The organism is Rugosimonospora africana (assembly GCF_016862975.1).
In the GTDB taxonomy this organism is placed as follows: domain Bacteria; phylum Actinomycetota; class Actinomycetes; order Mycobacteriales; family Micromonosporaceae; genus Rugosimonospora; species Rugosimonospora africana.
The window spans coordinates 1-16,102 of the sequence record NZ_BONZ01000134.1; the positions used below are offsets into that span (position 1 = coordinate 1).

Sequence of the window (16,102 nt, forward strand, 5' to 3'; positions counted from 1 at the left end):
TGACACGGAAGAGGTCACTGGTTCAATCCCAGTATCGCCCACCAGGTCAGGGGGCATATCCGTTCAGTGGATATGCCCCCTTTTCCGTCCCGCGTGACTAACTGAGTGACTAAGCCGCCCGACCCCGCCCCTTCGGGCCGCCAAGATCTGATCCAATGGTGATGCAAGCGACCTGGACGTGCTCCCGAGCCGGCGGCCCCGTGACGTTTCCACCGCGGCCCGTGGGGGACCCGGGGATGCCCCCGGCCGCCCGCGCCGCCCGGACGATGCCGGCCGGGAATGGCGACGACGCCCTCTATGCAACGGCGGCGCCTCTGCTGGGAGGGCCGCCGCCCTACGACCCGGATCTGGCCTCCAGCGGTCAGGACTACTCGCCCTAGACCCCGACGCTCCGGGAAGCTCCGCCAGTAGGTCTCCACTGGCGCACCAGACGTCACCGGACTGCCCGGCTGGGTCTCCGCTGCCGGGGGAAGCCCGGCGAGCTACTCAACCCAACCGTGGCGAAGGAAGCGATGGAGGTGCTGTCCTGTGAACGCAGCCCCCTTCAACTAGCAACACCTCGGCCGCCAGGTATCCCCGTACGACCATCTTGACTAGCCCATCTGTCTGGATCAGATACGAGAAGCGGTCCGCCTGCACTTCCTGCCAACCAAACGCATCTTCGCCGCTGAAGTAGCGTATGAACATCCTGCTACCGATCTCGGGATAGAAGTACTGATCCTCAAGGGCGAAGAACTGTTCGGCTTCGCTCGCCGTGAGCGTCGGGAGCGGGCACCAAGTCACGGTCGCCTCAGCGGCGCCGGTCGGCTCGCCGCACTCGAACCTCCACAACCCACGCGCCATCTTGGAGAGCACTCTCGCAATTCGCTGTAGATCGTCCGACGTCAGGCTCAGCCCGTTGGGCGTCAACGCGGCACCGATCCGAGCGGCGAGAGTTGGCCGCCTCTGGAGAATGCGGGCAATTCCCGGACGCTGAATCAGCGACGGGTCGACGCTGTTGCACACGGCTGCCTCCAGCAGACATGCCACGTACTCCTCATCGCGCGACGCGTCGTTGTTGCACTCGAAGCATGATCCGACCACCGGCACGTTGTCCGGGTATGGCTTGTCGAGGAAGACCCGGGGCGGGACGTGATCACGCGTAACTGGCGCGTTTCCGCAATAAGCGCAAAACGCCAGGTGCCGGCTATCGATGAAGATCTTTTGTACCTGTTGCACCACAGCCCAGAGCATACGGACCTCGGGCAGGGTGCCGCTCGGAGAATTCTTGGGGACGATTACCCCTCTCAAGGACAACGCAGCGCAACATCGGACCAACGAGCACCAACGTGAGCGGCCCGTATAGGTACCAGCGCAGGCCACGACCCAGACCGCCGTTACCAACGCCCAAAGAGATGCACGTCCCCAGTAGGGTCACCGACTCAGGGGGCATATCGGAACAGCGGACATGCCCCCTTGTCGACTCGCGTGACTAGGCCGCTTGGCCCCCGCCCTTTCTGGCGTCGAAGATCTGATCCATGGCGACGGCGCCGTCCAGCAGCACCGGGCGCAGTTGGTGCCGGTACACGGCCTCGGTCACCCGGGTTCCGGCGTGGCCGCACAGGTCGGCGATGTCCTCGATCCGCACCCCGCTGCTGGACAGCAGCGACACGAAGCTGTGCCGTAGCTCCCGGGGCGTCCAATCGTCGCCGATGTCGGCCTTGCGGGTGAGTCGGCGGAAGGTACGTCGAACATTGCCGGCCAGCAACTCACCCCCCAGCGCCGTGCAGAACACGAGATCGTTGTCTTGCCAGCGGTACCCGGCCTCCGCTCGCTTGCGATCCTGAATCCGCCGGTGCCGGCGCAGGGCCGCGACACAGCGTTCCGGCAGCGCCAGAGTGCGCCGGGACTTCCTGGTCTTCGTATCCCCGCCAGCCCGCACGGAACGCCAGACCTGGATGGACGGCGGAACGGGCGGGTTCGCGTCGGGCTGCCCGTCGAGGTCGACATGACTCCACTTCAGCGCCCGCAGTTCCTCGGTGCGGGCGCCGATCAGGAGCGATAGAACGATGTAGGCGTAGAACCGGCTGGTCTTCGCGGAATCCAGCAATGCCTTGGCTTGCGCCATGGTCAGCGACTTCGAGGGCCGACCCGCTTGCCCGGTTGGCACGTCGCACAGGACAACGACGTTGCGCTTGACCTTGTCTCGCGCCATGGCTCGGTTGACCGCGCGCTTGAGGCAGCGGTAGAGGTCGCCGAGAGTCGAGGTGCTGAGGGTCTTCGCCTTGCTGGCAAGCCACCGATCAACGTCGTCCGCGCTTAGTTCGCGGAGTTTCCGGGCGCCGATGGCGGGGATGATGTGCGTGCGACAGAGGATCGTGTACTTGTCGATGGTGCGCTGTGCGCAGCCGTTCAGGCCATAGGCAAGCCAGTTGTCGATGGCGTCGGCGACCGTGTAGTTCTGCGGCGCGATGGTTAGCCCGTCCTCGTGGTCCCGGAGGACTTCCTTGAGCTTGGCTCGGGCTTCGGTCTTGGTCTTGCCGCTGCCGCGCCGAACGATGCGCTTGCCCGCCGGGGTGTAGCCGATGGTGACTTCGGCGATGAAGCGTTGCCGCTTCTCGTCCCAGTACAGGCCACCTTCACCGCGTCCCCGGCGTGGCTTCTTGGCCTCGGTCATGCAGCCCTCCCAAGGGATTCGCGTTCCAACAGTGCGACGTAGTCGGTGATTGCTGACGCGGGGATGAGGCGGGCGCGGCCCTGGTGAACGGAGCGCAGCCGGCCGGATCGAAGCTGTTCGTAGATGACGGTTCGGCTCATGCTGAGCAGCCGCATGGCCTCAGAGACGCGGTACAGCGCCTTGGTTTCCACGGTGAGCGCCTTTCGGGCCGAGGGTGAGTCGGAGACGAGGTGCGGGCAGGGCATCGACAGAGAGGCGCACAGCGGCCCGTTGAGAGCCGCGCTGAGCCAAGATCTGCCCATGCCTGGTGTCTTTGGTAGCGCCTGAGCGGTACAGACGCTCTCAGGGCATTTGCCCTGGTAAATCCGCATCCGGGGACAGTGGCGTCTCCGGTGTCCCCCAAGATCTCTGGAGTTTTCGCAGCTCAGAGCCACTTCGGGGACACCGGGGACGCGGGGGACAGTGGGGACGCGGGTCACTCGGCCCGGTCCGGGATGGAGTACCGGCCGGCGGGGTCGGCGGCCAACAGCGAGTCGGCGAGCATGCGTTGGCAGGTCTTCTTCACGCTGTCGTGATTGAGGCCGGTTCCGTCCGCGATGGCCTTGGGGCCGGCCGGTCCGTTGCCGCGTAGCCAGCGCATGATCGTGGCGCGGGTGTCGGTCAGCGCGTGGTCTTCCGGCGGCCCGTCGAGCAGCGTCCACGCCCCGGCGGCCGGGTGGAAGTCGAGGGCGTATTCGGCCTCGTCCACGTCCCGACCGGTCACGTACAGCACCCCATCGGCCTGCCCACGCGGCCGGCGCAGCACGAGGGTCGCGTCGGCGGCCCCGGCGATGCCGTTGGTACCGGACACCGACTCAAGGAAGTCCTCCGACCCGGCCTTGCGGACGTGGTGCACGAGCACCACGGCCACCCCGTAAGCGTCGGCAACCTTCTTGATCCGGCCCACGGCCGCGTAGTCCGCGTCATAGGCCGAGGCACCCGGGGCGGACTGGCCTCGGATTTTGGCGAACACGTCGATGATGACCATGCGGGCGTTGCGGTTGCGGTCCAGCCACGCGGCGATGGCTTCGTCCCCGCCCTGTGGCATGGGTGGGCAGGACGTGGCGAGGGTCAGCGCGGCCGGGGCGGGTTGCCCGCCGAGGATCTTCCCGATCCGGGCCTGTAGCCGGCGGGGTGTGTCCTCCAGTGCGAGGTAGAGCACCGGGCCGCCGGGGACGGGGATCGCGTCGAACGCCTTGCCGCCGGCCGCGACGGACAGGCCGAGGCCGAGGGACAGCCAGGACTTGCCGACCTTCGGCGGCCCGGCGAGGAGGTTGACGCCTTCGGCGATGATCCCGGGTACCGCCCAGTTCGGCGGGGGGAAGTCCATGTCCATGAGGTCGGCGGCGGTCCACGAGGTGCGGAGTTGGACGGGGCCGCGCCGGGCGGACAGCACCTCGCCCGCGTCGTCGGGGGTGACGATGTGCAGGTCGGGCCGTGTGGCGGGTTCGGTGGCGTTCATGCGGCGGTCTCCTTCGAGGTCCGGTCGCGGTAGGCGGCCTGGCGGCAGGCGTGTGAGCAGTAGCGGGGCCACCGGCCGGTGGCTGGTCGGGCGGGTAGCGGCTGGCCGCAGCGGCAGTGACGGAAGCCCGTCGACGGGGTTTCATCACCGGCCGCCAGGTGACGGAAGGCCGCCGACGGGGTTGCGTCACCCGTGATGGATGGCACCTGGTGGGTTGTGTCATCGGCGGGTTCGGGCGTGACGGATGCGACCTGGACGTGCCCCGCACCGCGTGACGTTTGCCCCGCGGCGTGGGCATCGTCGGCGAGGTGGCGGGTGAGGATCTGTACGCCGAGCCAGTGCGTGTAGGCGGGTGGGATGGCTTGGGTGAGTGCGGGCCAGGGCATCCAGTCGATGCCCATCGCGGTGCGGGCCTGGTCGGTGGTGGCGCCGGTGTCGGTGCCTTTGCGGCGCTGGCCGTAGGTGCCGTAGACCGCGACGGCCGGGGCCGGCCGGTCGTGCCAGCACGGGGTACCGGCAAGTGGCCGGTTGGACTCGAACAGCCGGTGCCGGCGCACCCCGAGGCGCAGCGAGTCTCCGCACACGGTCACCGGGTCGACCAGCGGCGCTCCGGGCACGTTCTCGATGACCCACACACGCGGGCCACCGGGTGAGGCGGCGGCCTCGATCAGCCGTTGCCGCATCGGGGCGACCAGGTCCGGGTGCTGGTCGCGGCGGCCGGCCGGGGTGGCGCGGCAGTACCGCTGGCACGGTGGCGAGGTGTGGACCACGTCGTAGCCGGTCAGGTCCACGGTCAGCGCGTCGGCCTGGAGGAACGGGAACGGGTAGTCCGGCTGGGGGCGGATGTCCACGCCGACCACGTCGAAACCGGCCGCGTGGTACCCGGCCCCCGCCCCGCCCGCACCGCAGAACAGATCCAGCAGCAAGGGGCGGCGACTCATGCGGCCACGCTCCGGGGCCGGGCCGCACCGGCACGGAACCCCGACCGGATGGTGCGGACGGCGGGGCCGGCCGGGTGGTGGGCGGCGGTCGCGGCGTTCAACAGCAGCGTTTCTGTGTCTCGGCTGTCCAGTGCGCCACCGGCGACCAGTTGGCCGAGCGCGACGGACGCGCCGTAGAGGGTCCGGTTCAGGGTGCCTTCGGGTGCGGTGGCGATGGCCTGGAGGCTCTGCCGGATCGCGGCGTCCAGGTACGCGGCCGGGCGGCCGGTGCCCAGCTCGACGGTGACGGGTCGCTGCGGTGGCAGCGGCCGGGGGGTCAGCCGTTCGGCCAGCCACGCGGGCAGCGGGGCCGGGTCGCCGGACCACGCCACGCTGTAGGGCCGGCCGTTGACGACGCTGCCGGCGGCGACGACGTACCCACCGGCAGCGCGGGTGTCGATCAGCCACCCGAGCGTGCCGGCGGTGTTCCGCAGTCGTGGCCCGGCGGCGGGGTGGCGGTAGTACAGATGGGTTCCGCCCCGGCCGGTGGTCACGGTGTAGGTGGCCGGCCACGGCTGGTCGGCGTGCTGGCACAGGTCGGCGAACATGTCTGCGCCGTCGTGGCAGCCCTCGGGCAGCCCGGCCGGCGGGGTCTGGCCGGGCTTCGGGGTGTCCAGGTCGACCACGAGCAGACCGGACGGGCCGGTGGCAACGCCGACGTTGTACGGCGCGGCGGCCCAGGCCCGGCGGATACGGGCCGGGTCGGTGGTGGCCCGTTGCTCCCACCCGACGTGCCGGCCAGCGGTGCGGCAGCGCGGGTCCTGGCCGGTGCAGCGGGTGGCGTCGTGGGCGGGGAACGCGGGTCGCTTGTCGCCCGGTCGCAGCGGGAAGACGTGCCATCCCCGGGCAGCGTGGTCGAGTGCGATCTGTTGCAGGGCAAGGGTTGTGCTGGTCATGGATGCTGCCTCCACTGTGGATGGTCAGGCGGCGAGTCGGTGCGTGCGGTGCTGGTGCGGCAGGTCGGTGCGGGCATGCCAGCGCTCGTATTCGTGCTGTTCAGCGCAGACCTTGTGGCAGGGGCGCCCGTCCGGGTCGCGCATCATCGCGGGCTGCCGGCAGATCCGGCAGGGACGCAGCGGTCCCACCGAGGACACGCCCCGCCAGTCGAGAACCCGGGCCGTGTCTGCGGCCGGCGGAGTGGCTGGCACAACGACCAGCAGCGCGGGGCCGGTCATCAGGCGGCCCGGCGGCCGGTGGTGCGCGGTGGAACGGTCATCGCGGCGCGGCCGAGTACCTCGTCCAGTCCGGCCAGCAGCGTGCGGAGTTGCTGGCGGGCCAGGCGCTCGTTCGGGTGCAGGGCCAGCCGTACGCGGATGTCGGCGTGTTGGGCGCCGTTGGCGACCTGGACGCGGGTCAGCAGTGCGCGGGCCAGGCCGGACAGGTCGACGGTGATCGGGTCGGAGCGGTGCTCGCCCAAGACGGGCTTGCACTGGTGGTCTTGGGCGCACCATGTCGGCGTGGGGCCGTGCTGGTGAGGTTTCATCGGTGAGCCTCCCGGCGGATGCGGATCACGTGGTTGGCGATCCAGCGGCCGGCGCGTAGCCGGCGGCCGGTTCCCCGGCAGGGGCGGCAGGGCCGTGGCGCGCGGCGCAGCTTGGTGCGGCGGCGGCCCATGCCCTGGCAGCGGCGACAGGTCCGGAACGGGGCGACCCAGCACATCAGGCCGTAACCGAGGGTGACGAACAGTGGGATGAGGATCGGTGCGCTAGCGAGCACGAGGCGGGGGGTCACAAGTGCCTCCAGGGCCGGATTTTGGGTGCGGAAGGCTGTGGGCTGCTAGTCGCTAGAGCCCAGGTGGTGATCGTGATCGGGTGCTAGCGGGGTCAGTCCGACCCGCCCCGCCGATTACGGTCAGCAATCGCCGCGTCCAGGTCGGTGCGGGAGATGCCCCGCCGCGTGACGGCCTTCCCCTCGATCCGGCGACCAACGTCGATCACCTTCACGGCCGGGTGTGGCTTCAGCGCGGCGGTCAACTGCGCGGACTCCCACCCGCCGTAGACCTCCGGCCGCAACTGGCCGAGTTGAGCGCACAGCGTCTCGTTCCACGCGGACTTGTCCCCGGCGGGCCAGATGCGGGCCAGGTCGCCGAGCAGATCGAACGCCGGGGCGGTGTCTCGGGTCTGGGTGTCCGGGTCGGGCAGGGTGCCGGCCTTGACCCGCATCGCCACGGCACGGGCCACGATCTTCGCGGCGTCGTTCGTGTCGGCGTAGAACGACCGGCGAGCTTCGGTCTTCCCGAGCCCTGCCACGATGCCCCAGCCGGCCTCGTCGACCGGCTTGAACACGGTGGCTCGGAACCCGCGTCGGTACATCGACGTGCCAAGGACCATGTCGTTGGCGGTCTGGTCGGCCACGGAGTGGCACACCCGGGTGTTGACGTTGCGGGTGATGCCCGGCGGCAGCGAGTTCGCGTCCGGGATCTGGGTACCGAGCAGCAGAATCACACCCAGCGCCCGGCCCAGCTTGATGACCTTCTCCAGCTTCTCCCCGGCCGCCTTGCCGAACTTCGGGTGCGTGAACAGCTCCTGAATCTCGTCAATCCAGGCGATCAGCGGGTGCAGGCCAGAACCCTTGAGCGAGGCCAGTTCCGGCGTCACCTTGTTCTCCGGAGCCTTGCCCAGCGCGGCGTAGTGCGCGATGCGCTTGCTGCGGCGCTGGCACTCCTCATAGAGCCAGTCGATGAACCCGGCGCACGCGGCGATCGTCTCGTCATCGAACCCGTTGCCGTACTCAGCAAGCAGCGGCTCCAGGACCTTGAAGTCCCCGACACCCTTGAGTTCGTAGCCCCGGATCTCCGTCCGGGGATCGAGAGCGGCGGCCAGCACGAGGCCGCGCAGGGTGAACGTCTTCCCGGAGCCGGGCTGGCCACCGATCAGCCAGTTACGGAACATCAGTTCGGCGGTCAGCACGTCCATGCGCGGGTTGGTGAACAGCGGGAACGGGTGGAACACGTCCACCTTGGCATCCCGCATCAGCGGCCAGACCGGTTGCCGCATCTGGGAAGCCGGCTCGTACCCGACCCACAGCGCCAGGCGGCCGGTGTGCCCGGGGGCCGGTTCGGGCCAGACCTGATCCAGCGGCAGGCGCAGCGCGGAGGCGAGCTTTCCCCGCCGGGCGCAGACCTCGGTGGCCTCGACGCCGTAGGGCAGGTCCACGATGGCCAGGTGCCCGGGGCCGTCGCGGTGGATGTCGTGCGGGAACGAGATTGCCTTGGGGTCCTTGGCCACGGGGCCGTTGATGGCGGGCATTTGCAGGCTGGTCAACGCCCGGCGCACCAGCTCGGCGGTGAGCTTGCGGTACCGGCCACCATCGGTGACCCGGTCGGTGATCCGCTTGTCGTCCGGGCGGCCGGTGCGGGCCAGCACCGGCACCAGGATGCCGGTAGCCAGCAGCCGCCACCAGACCGGCTCGAACGCCAGCACCACGCTGCCGGCGGCGGTACCGGCGCCGCTGGCGGCCAGCACCCACCAGCGCCAGGAGGCTTGCCGCTGCCGGCGCGCGTCGAGCTTGAGCCACGTCTCAGCGTCGCCCCGGTTCGCGGCGCTCTGCCGCAAAGTCCAGTTGCCCTCTTCGGCGGTGGCCCAGTGAAACGCCCGCCCGATCCCGGTGAACAGCCCGACCGGGGCGTAGTACGCCGTCTTCGCCGCGTACTTCGGCGTCCGGACCGCGTGGTACGCCACGGCGTACCCGGCATTGCCGGCAGTGTGCCGGGCGGCAGCCTTCCAGCCGCGCCAGGAACGCGCCCACTCGGCCAGGATCGGGCGCCGCTCCACCCGGCGGGCACTGTGCGGAACCTCGGGGGTGTCGGTCCGGTCCACCGGGCCGCCATCGGCGGGCGGGGTGTCGTCGTAGGACTCCTGATCCTCATCCGGATCGGCGTCGTCGACCGGGTCCACGTCGTCGGCCGGGTCGCGGCCGGCGCGGCGGGCCCGCTCAGCGGTCAGGTCGACCACGGCAGCCTCGACCAGGTCGGGATCGTTGCGGGGGTCGTCGGGGTCGTAGATCGGTTCGGTGGTCATGTGGTGTGTCTCCCCAGGTCAGACGGTCGTACGGGCGGCGGGGTGCAACGGGTGGCGGCCGGTCCAGGCCGGGTCGGTGTAGGGCTTGGCCTGGCGGGCGTAGGTGGTGCGGACGCACGCGGGGCAGATGCCGCAGGTACAGGCGGGCTTACGCTTGAGGCCCATCGGATCGACTCCTGTCGGTTGCGAGGGCCGGGGCGCGGCGCGGGTTTCGTAGGCCAGGTGGCCGCGCCCCGGGCGGGGTCAGTCGGCGTCGTTCTTGAGGTGCCGCAGGGCGGCGCCCATGCCGAGCACGATCACCGGCAGCGACGCGACAGCCGTCGTGATCTCCCACGGGGCGTGGGTCATGTGCGCGGTGGTCATCAGGTGATAGGCGACCTGTCCGAGCGCGCCCAGCAGCAGCGACCCGAACGCCGACCACTTCGCGAACCGGCGAGCACGGGCCGGCATGCCCTTGGTCAGGGCCACGTTCAGCGCGTACGCGGCGTAGGTCTCGACACCGATCGGCAGCGTGATCGCGGTGTTCAGCGACACCTTGTCGGCGATGCCGGGCAGCGGGTGGACCATGCCGAACCCGGTCAGTGAGCCGAGCCCGACCCAGCCGGACCAGATGGCCACGAACGCGGGCAGGGCCAGCAGCACCAGCGGCAGCGACTGCGCCGCGTGACGCCACCACGAAACGGGCGCCGCGACCGGGGCGGGGTCGGCGGTCGGCGGCGCGGTCACCTCGGGTGCGGCGGTCGTGACTGGTTCTACGACCGGGGTAGGCAGCGGCGATACGACCGGGGCGGCGATCTCCGCAGCCGGCGGCGGGTCGACCGGGACCGGGTCGGCAGGTGCGGGCGCCTCGGGCGTCAGCAGTGCGCCGCGTAGCTGCCGGGCCTTGTCCGTGCCGAGCCGAAACTCAGCCTTGATCCGGTTCTGTGAGGGGACCTCACCCAGCTTGGCGACCCACGCCCGAGCGCGGGGAAGCAGCTCGGCCACGGCTGGCGGGTAGGAGCTGTGCGGGATGGTCGAGGACGTCACGGGATTACCTCCGGGAAGAGTGGATGCTGTGGGCGGCGGCGGCGAGGAACAGTGCGGCGGCCAGGGCGTAGAGCGGGGAACGGGCGGCCACGGCGGCGGCCGCGTTCAGGAATGCGAGCACGAACAGCAGGTAGAGCCTCACCGGTACTCCAGCGGGTAGGCGCAGTTCAGGCACTCCCCGAGGGAGCGCGGGATGTAGTACGGCCGCTCCACGTGGCAGGTCGGGCAGGTGCGGCGGGCGCGCAGCGCCTTGCCGATCGCGACCCGTTGCGCGGGGGTGGCGGTGCGCTTCGGTCGGGCCAGATCGAGGCGGTACAGGTACGCCCGGCGGGTACCGCCGATGCCGCGCCAGAGGATCTGCGCGGCCACGTCCTGCCCGCCCGGCCGTAGCCCGGCCGCGCGGAGCTGTCGGAGGGTCGCGTAGCCGGCCGGGGCGCCGCGCCACCAGTAGGTGGGGATGCCGTACCGGGTGCCCTCCGGGTCCATGTACGCGGCGCGGACGCGGGACATGACCGGCCCCTACGCGGCGCGGCCGGTCAGGGTGCGGGGCACGTCCAGGTGGCTTCCGTCACGCAGGCCGCGGTGGATGCGTACCAGCTCAGTGGCCTCACGCATGACGCGCTGTTCGGCGCGGCGCAGGCGGCGCCAGTCCAGCGCGGCCGGGCGTACGGCGGTCAGGATGCGGATTTCCGCGTCCAGTACGGCAATCTCGGCCTCAATCAGCGGCATCTCAACGTCGATCGCGGCCAGGTCATCGGCGGTCGGTTCGTCAAAGCTCAGGTCGGTGGCCATGATGGCGGGGTTACTTCCTTCCGGAACGGGGCCGGGCCGGTCGGCAGCCACGGCAGTGGGTCTCGTTCGGGGCCAGCGGCGCCAAGGTCTGGCAGCCGTTGCAGCGGCGCCACACGGCGCAGGAACGGGTTGTGACACGAACGGAGGCGGCGATCGAGGCCATGAGGTCACCTCTTCATGAGTCGAAGGAAAGGCCCCTGGCCAGCGCCGCAGCACCGGCCAGGGACTGATCAGCGAAAGTGCGTTCAGCGCTCGTGATTCGTGTGCTCGCTCTGCTCGGCCGGGATCTACCGGCGTCGGTCACCGTGTGACTCAAGGCAGGGATGCCGCACGCGGCCTCACCAGCGCTTCTTCCTGTCGCTATGGAGTTGATCAATGAACGTGTAGGCACGGTGATACGCAGGCGCGCGGCATCGAAGCCGCCTTCCGTTGGAATCACCGGCAGATTCTGCCGTCTTAGTCCTCTCGGTGAGGACTGAAACTGCCTACATCATGGGGACGGAGACGTCTCCATGTCAAGGACCAATCTGTCCCCTACGGGGCGAGTCAGTCCCATGGGAGGGGACTAGGCGGTCTTGCCAGTCCTCTTGCAGGGACCAACTCGTCCCCGGATACTGGCCACATGGAGATGGCAGAAGTCCTCCGGCAACGCCGTGCGGAGCTGGGCATGTCCCAGGCCGAGTTGGCGGCGGCGGCCGGCGTGGACAAGAGACAGATCCGGCGGTACGAGGCAGGCGAACAGCAACCCGTACTGTCCGTCGCGGTAGCAATCGCGGAAGCACTCAAGATCTCGGTCGGCGAACTCGCCGGCATCCCCAGCCACCGGGTGAACCTGAGCGGCGACTGGTGGGCGTCCTGGCAGACCTCCAAGGACGGCGAGGAGGTGATCACTGCCCAGGAGGTCCAGTTCCGCCAGCAGATGGAATTGATCAGCCTGCAAACGATCACGCGCGGCATCGACGTCGAGGATGGCGGCTACCACTGGCGCGGCGAGTTGCGCCTGTGGGACAACGAGATCCTGATGGGCTGGTACGCAGCCAACGACGGATCGGTGCGATCCAAGGGCACGATGTACTTCGTCCTGCACCCTCACGGCCAGGCAATGCAGGGTCGCTGGGTCGGCATCAGCTACGACGGAAAGATCGTCACCGGCTGGGGCGGGATGGCGCACACCGAGGAAGAGGCCCGAGCCATCATCGAAGAACTCAAGGCACAGGACCAGGCCGGACGCGAGACGGAGCCGGCAGCGTGACTGACGATGCATGCGAGGTCGTCATCACGGCGCCGGACGCGAACTGGCTCGCCGAGTTCACCCGCCGTTTGGTCGAGACCCGGCTAGCAGCGAGCGGCCACAACATCACTGCCATCAGGTCCATCTACCGCTGGCAGGGCCAGATTTACGACAAGGCCGAGGCACGAGTGGCCTTGCACACCCGGAGCAGCCTGGTCGATGAGATCATTGACCAGGTCAATCGCGAGCACCCATACCAGGTTCCGTGCGTGGTGGCCACTGCGATCGTGGACGGCAATCCCGCCTACCTCCAGTGGATCCTTGACGAAACCCGCCGATCGGCAGATGCGTAAGAGCGCCCGGAACGGCCCTGGTCCAAGAAGTACTGACCAGGGCCGCGCGTTGCCGTGCGCCTCACCCATGCTCGATCGACCTGGCCCGAAAGCTCCTGAGCCTTTCCACTTCCGCTCTCTACGCAAGCACGACGGATAGACAGCTTTGGCCTTCCGTGGGACGCGGCGGGCAGCGGATCGCGCGATCATAGTTGGATGGCTGCTTCCGAGGGCGAGCGTACGCCGAGCAATGGTGATCACCCCAGTTCTCGTGTAACGAGCAAGGATGAGACTGGCATAGTCGGAGAGAACGGGACGGATGACCCGTTCACGAGCCCTCAATACGACACGTCACCGCGCCGCTTGCAGATGGCGAGTGCGATCGCGGAATCCTTGCTGCGTATCGAGAGGGGCCTGGACAATAACCGCAATTTCCCATGGCACGCTGAGCCGCTTCTGACTTTCGAAGAGCAAGAGCATCCAATTCCGGCGCTTCTCAAGCACGCAAAGCAGATGTTTGCGCGCCCGGATACCACGCTTTGGGGCCTAATAAGGCCGGGTAGTGCACGGCCGATGGACGCTCGGATCGAGGTCGCGATTCCAATGCTTGTCTCGGTCAAAATGCTCGATAGGTTAGATCGTTGGTGTGCTTCTACCGAAAAGAAGAGTCTAGCGGGCGGCCGAGATGAGATTACAGACGAATTTATGCAACTTGCACTGGCGCTCGACTCCATCCTGCTAAGTGTGGCGCGCGGTTTTCCGCCGAGAACTAACGAATTCCGGTCCCTCACATTTCGAGCCGAAGAAATTCGGCTGCTTGCCCGTTCGTTGATGGTGGAGAAAGACGAGTCTGCGCTTTCGCAGGCCAGCGTACGGGTGGACTCCATCGTCGCGCACGTGGAAGAGGCGGCCGGAACCGTCGCTGCTGGCGAGGTTGCGGCCCACTACCTAATGGAAGCCAAGACTGAACGAAATCGCTACACACTTTGGGTGGCGATTCTATTCGTTTGTTCAGGCGCGGCGGTTGCCCTGTCTTGGTTCATCGTATCCCGATCTTCAGCGGCGCCGGGGACGGCTCAGGAAGCGGCTCGTCTAGCCCTCGTAGTGCCCGTTCTTGGATTGGCTGCGTACGCTGCACGCGAATCGGCACATCATCGGGGAAATGAGACGGCGGCCAGGACTGCCGCCGTTCAGTTGCGTACCATTCGCGCCTTCACGGACAGCATGGACGCCGAATCTCGAAAGGATGTAATGAGGGCGCTCGGTCTGAGGCTATTTGCCTCGTTGCCTGACGTGGGGAAGAAGGTGGACGAGCCCAGCTATGGGGTTACCGGCGAACTAGTACAGATCGTCAAGAGCCTTGCGAATCATGATGGGAAGCTGGCAGAGAAAAAGCAGCCGTGAGGCCAATTTGGCAGGGCGGCCAACGCGTGTGAGCAACGGTTGCCATGTTGATGATTAGGACGGCGGCCTAATGCGGCGGCCTTCCGTCGCCGATTCGCGTAGCCGGTCGATGCCAAGGTAGCCGAGGCAACACTATCGCGTAAGCCATTGCCAGACCGGTACCGACGCCCAATTCACGAGGAGTCCGATAGGTATTGCGAATAGCAGGCCGAGACTAAAGAGTGTCAAATCTCGGCGGCCACTACGTTTGCCTTCCTCTGCAAGTCGCTGGTCGAAGAATTGATCGATCGCTTCTCGCTGGTCTGGCGTCAAGGTTGCGAGCCGTTCATACCGCTCAAGGCGGGTCTGACTTTCCTCCAGCGCCTGCAGGCGAGCCGCTAGTTCCGTGTCGAGTTCGCCCAGCACACGCCCGATGTCTCCGAGCGACTCGCGAATATCACCGAGGCGGGCTTTCAGCGTCGGGGGCGGCGGCAGAGCGTGCTGTGGCGTGGCCTGCGCTCGCAGGTTAGATATCGTAATAAAGGCGAAGAGCGGTAACAGCGGAACGCAGACCGCTATGGCTGGTAGGTCACGGAGTATCACCGTGACGACCGAACCAATTCCAAGCGCAATTGTGGCGAGGATGCTCAGGCCGGTCCCTATAAGCCCCACAAATTTGCCTGTGAAGGTTGGCTGATCAAGTGCAGCCCGGAAGGCTCTCCGAAGGAGCGAGGGTTGATGGCGGGAAAACTCCGGGGGTGTCGACATCGGCATCACTCTATTTCATCCCGTTGGGCAAGTCTTAGATCCGTTCCATTGATGACCCTTTGCTACGGCTCGGCCTCGACTACCCGGCCGTTCCGGTCGGGGATTGGTTTCGCCCGTGGGCGAGGTCACTTGGTGTGAAAGTCGTACTCCTAACTGGCTCCACGACGGCGTCGGCGTCGGCAAGCGATGCAACCGCGATATCATGCCGAACGCGCTTTAATAGACGGTCGTATCGGCGATCTACCTCCTCGACTATTGGATGCTTTTGGCCTTCTGGCGGAGGTACATCACCGGATCGAAACATCTCGACTGCAAAGAGCTGCGCCATGAGGCCCTGCGCACACGTTCGCACCCCGTCGCTGCCAATCAGGGCAACCTCAGCGAGTACGGAACCCACATGGGCCATGGACTCTTGAAAGTCAAACGTCCGTTGCTCAAGGTATCTCTTGTGTGCTTGATCTTGGTCCATCGTCGAGTGCGGCAGGCCAACAGCACTCCATGACCTCACATCTGAGACCCATGGCTCGAATGCATGTAGGAGCGCCTTGTAGACCTCTTGGCGGCGATCCAACCACCGCAACTTGTCTTCGCGGCGCCACAACTCCCGTTCCCGTTCCCGGTCTCGGTCCCAGCGCTCCACCTCTCGCCTGCGTTCATCCGACAGGCGTCGCGACTCGCGTCTGTCCGATCGCCACTGGTTGAAGAGCAGTCCGCCGGCCGTGACTGCCGCACCGATCACGTATGACCATGTGTCGCTCATTCGAGCAATCGTCCACTGGAAGGCGCGGACTGCCCATGAGAGATTCGGTTGGTCCTACACGTACCAAACGCCATCCCGTCGTCGTAGGTCCACCCTTCACACCCACAGGGTCGGGGCACCACGCGCACGCAACTCTGTCCCTCGTGTCCCCGGAGTCCCCGAAGTGGTTCTGAGCTGGGAAGACACTCGTGATCTAGGGGGACCCTCGAATGACGACTGTCCCCGAAGTAGCTCTGAGCTAGGAAAACCCGCTGAAACACTTCTGGGCACGCCGACGTCGGCGCGTTGATTGACGGAAGCAACCTGGAACTCGGGCGATCCGCTGCGAATCCTCGCCGACCATGATCGGGAGGGGAATGCGTCACGCCCCCAGTGTTTCAGCACTAAGTGCGTGAGTAGCTAACTGCGTGACTTTCGCGGCGCATCTCAGCGGACGTGAGCGTACTTTGCGGGACTGTTCGCGCAGGTGAGGCCCGGTATCGATCAAGGTGGACGCACCATGGTCATTCGCTGACACGGAAGAGGTCACTGGTTCAATCCCAGTATCGCCCACCATGCAAAGCCGCAGGTCACACCGCTGATTACCTTAATTCTGGTAATCAGCGGTTTTGTTATTGCTCCTTACATTGGGAGCAAAATGGGAGCACAAGATCA

Annotated in this window: 19 protein-coding genes; 3 read left to right on the forward strand and 16 right to left on the reverse strand. The window is 67.3% G+C overall.

The features are described from left to right. Positions 1-486: 486 nt before the first annotated feature. The 15 genes from Raf01_RS47875 to Raf01_RS47945 form a co-directional block, all read right to left on the reverse strand. A complete protein-coding gene (locus Raf01_RS47875) occupies positions 487-1,221 on the reverse strand; it encodes a hypothetical protein (RefSeq protein WP_203924853.1) in 735 nt (244 codons plus the stop codon). A 250-nt stretch (positions 1,222-1,471) separates the two neighbouring features. Then, positions 1,472-2,656 carry a site-specific integrase gene (locus Raf01_RS47880; protein ID WP_203924854.1) on the reverse strand — a complete coding sequence of 395 codons (1,185 nt, stop codon included), beginning with the start codon at positions 2,654-2,656 and terminating at the stop codon, positions 1,472-1,474. After that, positions 2,653-2,847: a helix-turn-helix domain-containing protein gene (locus Raf01_RS50400; RefSeq protein ID WP_275413227.1), complete on the reverse strand. Its 195-nt coding sequence runs from the start codon at positions 2,845-2,847 to the stop codon at positions 2,653-2,655. The genes Raf01_RS47880 and Raf01_RS50400 overlap by 4 nt, the downstream gene beginning before the upstream one ends. Before the next feature lie 284 nt (positions 2,848-3,131). Continuing rightward, a complete protein-coding gene (locus Raf01_RS47890; protein WP_203924855.1) occupies positions 3,132-4,157 on the reverse strand; it encodes an AAA family ATPase in 1,026 nt (341 codons plus the stop codon). Beyond that, positions 4,154-5,098 (reverse strand): hypothetical protein, encoded by a 945-nt coding sequence (locus Raf01_RS47895; RefSeq protein ID WP_203924856.1) that lies wholly within the window; start codon positions 5,096-5,098, stop codon positions 4,154-4,156. The genes Raf01_RS47890 and Raf01_RS47895 overlap by 4 nt, the downstream gene beginning before the upstream one ends. Then, a complete protein-coding gene (locus Raf01_RS47900; RefSeq protein WP_203924857.1) occupies positions 5,095-6,033 on the reverse strand; it encodes a bifunctional DNA primase/polymerase in 939 nt (312 codons plus the stop codon). Before Raf01_RS47900 ends, Raf01_RS47895 begins: the two co-directional genes overlap by 4 nt. 24 nt (positions 6,034-6,057) lie before the next feature. Beyond that, positions 6,058-6,312: a hypothetical protein gene (locus tag Raf01_RS47905; protein ID WP_203924858.1), complete on the reverse strand. Its 255-nt coding sequence runs from the start codon at positions 6,310-6,312 to the stop codon at positions 6,058-6,060. After that, positions 6,312-6,554 (reverse strand): hypothetical protein, encoded by a 243-nt coding sequence (locus tag Raf01_RS47910; protein ID WP_308442711.1) that lies wholly within the window; start codon positions 6,552-6,554, stop codon positions 6,312-6,314. Before Raf01_RS47910 ends, Raf01_RS47905 begins: the two co-directional genes overlap by 1 nt. 62 nt (positions 6,555-6,616) lie before the next feature. After that, positions 6,617-6,868: a hypothetical protein gene (locus tag Raf01_RS47915; RefSeq protein WP_203924860.1), complete on the reverse strand. Its 252-nt coding sequence runs from the start codon at positions 6,866-6,868 to the stop codon at positions 6,617-6,619. A 92-nt stretch (positions 6,869-6,960) separates the two neighbouring features. Then, a complete protein-coding gene (locus Raf01_RS47920) occupies positions 6,961-9,156 on the reverse strand; it encodes a P-loop NTPase family protein (protein WP_239134566.1) in 2,196 nt (731 codons plus the stop codon). Positions 9,157-9,174: 18 nt separating this feature from the next. Next, positions 9,175-9,321, reverse strand: coding sequence for a hypothetical protein (locus tag Raf01_RS47925; protein WP_203924861.1), 147 nt, complete (start codon positions 9,319-9,321; stop codon positions 9,175-9,177). Positions 9,322-9,399: 78 nt separating this feature from the next. Then, complete coding sequence (locus Raf01_RS47930; RefSeq protein ID WP_203924862.1) at positions 9,400-10,182, reverse strand: ABC transporter permease; 783 nt, start codon at positions 10,180-10,182, stop codon at positions 9,400-9,402. A gap of 4 nt (positions 10,183-10,186) precedes the next feature. Continuing rightward, positions 10,187-10,324, reverse strand: coding sequence for a hypothetical protein (locus Raf01_RS47935; protein ID WP_203924863.1), 138 nt, complete (start codon positions 10,322-10,324; stop codon positions 10,187-10,189). Beyond that, positions 10,321-10,692 carry an RRQRL motif-containing zinc-binding protein gene (locus Raf01_RS47940; RefSeq protein ID WP_203924864.1) on the reverse strand — a complete coding sequence of 124 codons (372 nt, stop codon included), beginning with the start codon at positions 10,690-10,692 and terminating at the stop codon, positions 10,321-10,323. Before Raf01_RS47940 ends, Raf01_RS47935 begins: the two co-directional genes overlap by 4 nt. 9 nt (positions 10,693-10,701) lie before the next feature. Then, positions 10,702-10,974 carry a DUF6284 family protein gene (locus tag Raf01_RS47945; RefSeq protein ID WP_239134567.1) on the reverse strand — a complete coding sequence of 91 codons (273 nt, stop codon included), beginning with the start codon at positions 10,972-10,974 and terminating at the stop codon, positions 10,702-10,704. Between the two features lie 622 nt (positions 10,975-11,596). Here Raf01_RS47945 and Raf01_RS47950 point away from each other — a divergent pair. The 3 genes from Raf01_RS47950 (at position 11,597) to Raf01_RS47960 (ending at position 13,941) form a co-directional block, all read left to right on the forward strand. Continuing rightward, positions 11,597-12,226, forward strand: coding sequence for a helix-turn-helix transcriptional regulator (locus Raf01_RS47950; protein WP_203924865.1), 630 nt, complete (start codon positions 11,597-11,599; stop codon positions 12,224-12,226). Then, a complete protein-coding gene (gene cutA, locus Raf01_RS47955; RefSeq protein ID WP_203924866.1) occupies positions 12,223-12,558 on the forward strand; it encodes a divalent-cation tolerance protein CutA in 336 nt (111 codons plus the stop codon). The genes Raf01_RS47950 and cutA overlap by 4 nt, the downstream gene beginning before the upstream one ends. A 195-nt stretch (positions 12,559-12,753) precedes the next feature. Next, entirely contained in the window at positions 12,754-13,941 is a 1,188-nt protein-coding gene (locus Raf01_RS47960) for a hypothetical protein (RefSeq protein ID WP_203924867.1), read from the forward strand. Between the two features lie 132 nt (positions 13,942-14,073). Here the strand turns inward: Raf01_RS47960 and Raf01_RS47965 are convergent, their stop codons facing one another. Next, positions 14,074-14,688: a hypothetical protein gene (locus Raf01_RS47965; RefSeq protein WP_203924868.1), complete on the reverse strand. Its 615-nt coding sequence runs from the start codon at positions 14,686-14,688 to the stop codon at positions 14,074-14,076. Positions 14,689-16,102 lie beyond the last annotated feature (1,414 nt).

Coding starts and splice junctions, on each gene's coding strand:
- Raf01_RS47940 (WP_203924864.1), bottom strand. CDS start 10,692: ATGTCCCGCGTCCGCGCCGCGTACATGGACCCGGAGGGCACCCGGTAC.
- Raf01_RS47880 (WP_203924854.1), bottom strand. CDS start 2,656: ATGACCGAGGCCAAGAAGCCACGCCGGGGACGCGGTGAAGGTGGCCTG.
- Raf01_RS47925 (WP_203924861.1), bottom strand. CDS start 9,321: ATGGGCCTCAAGCGTAAGCCCGCCTGTACCTGCGGCATCTGCCCCGCG.
- Raf01_RS47900 (WP_203924857.1), bottom strand. CDS start 6,033: ATGACCAGCACAACCCTTGCCCTGCAACAGATCGCACTCGACCACGCT.
- Raf01_RS47895 (WP_203924856.1), bottom strand. CDS start 5,098: ATGAGTCGCCGCCCCTTGCTGCTGGATCTGTTCTGCGGTGCGGGCGGG.
- Raf01_RS47920 (WP_239134566.1), bottom strand. CDS start 9,156: ATGACCACCGAACCGATCTACGACCCCGACGACCCCCGCAACGATCCC.
- Raf01_RS47890 (WP_203924855.1), bottom strand. CDS start 4,157: ATGAACGCCACCGAACCCGCCACACGGCCCGACCTGCACATCGTCACC.
- Raf01_RS47950 (WP_203924865.1), top strand. CDS start 11,597: ATGGAGATGGCAGAAGTCCTCCGGCAACGCCGTGCGGAGCTGGGCATG.
- Raf01_RS47945 (WP_239134567.1), bottom strand. CDS start 10,974: ATGGCCACCGACCTGAGCTTTGACGAACCGACCGCCGATGACCTGGCC.
- Raf01_RS47905 (WP_203924858.1), bottom strand. CDS start 6,312: ATGACCGGCCCCGCGCTGCTGGTCGTTGTGCCAGCCACTCCGCCGGCC.
- Raf01_RS47965 (WP_203924868.1), bottom strand. CDS start 14,688: ATGTCGACACCCCCGGAGTTTTCCCGCCATCAACCCTCGCTCCTTCGG.
- Raf01_RS47960 (WP_203924867.1), top strand. CDS start 12,754: ATGGCTGCTTCCGAGGGCGAGCGTACGCCGAGCAATGGTGATCACCCC.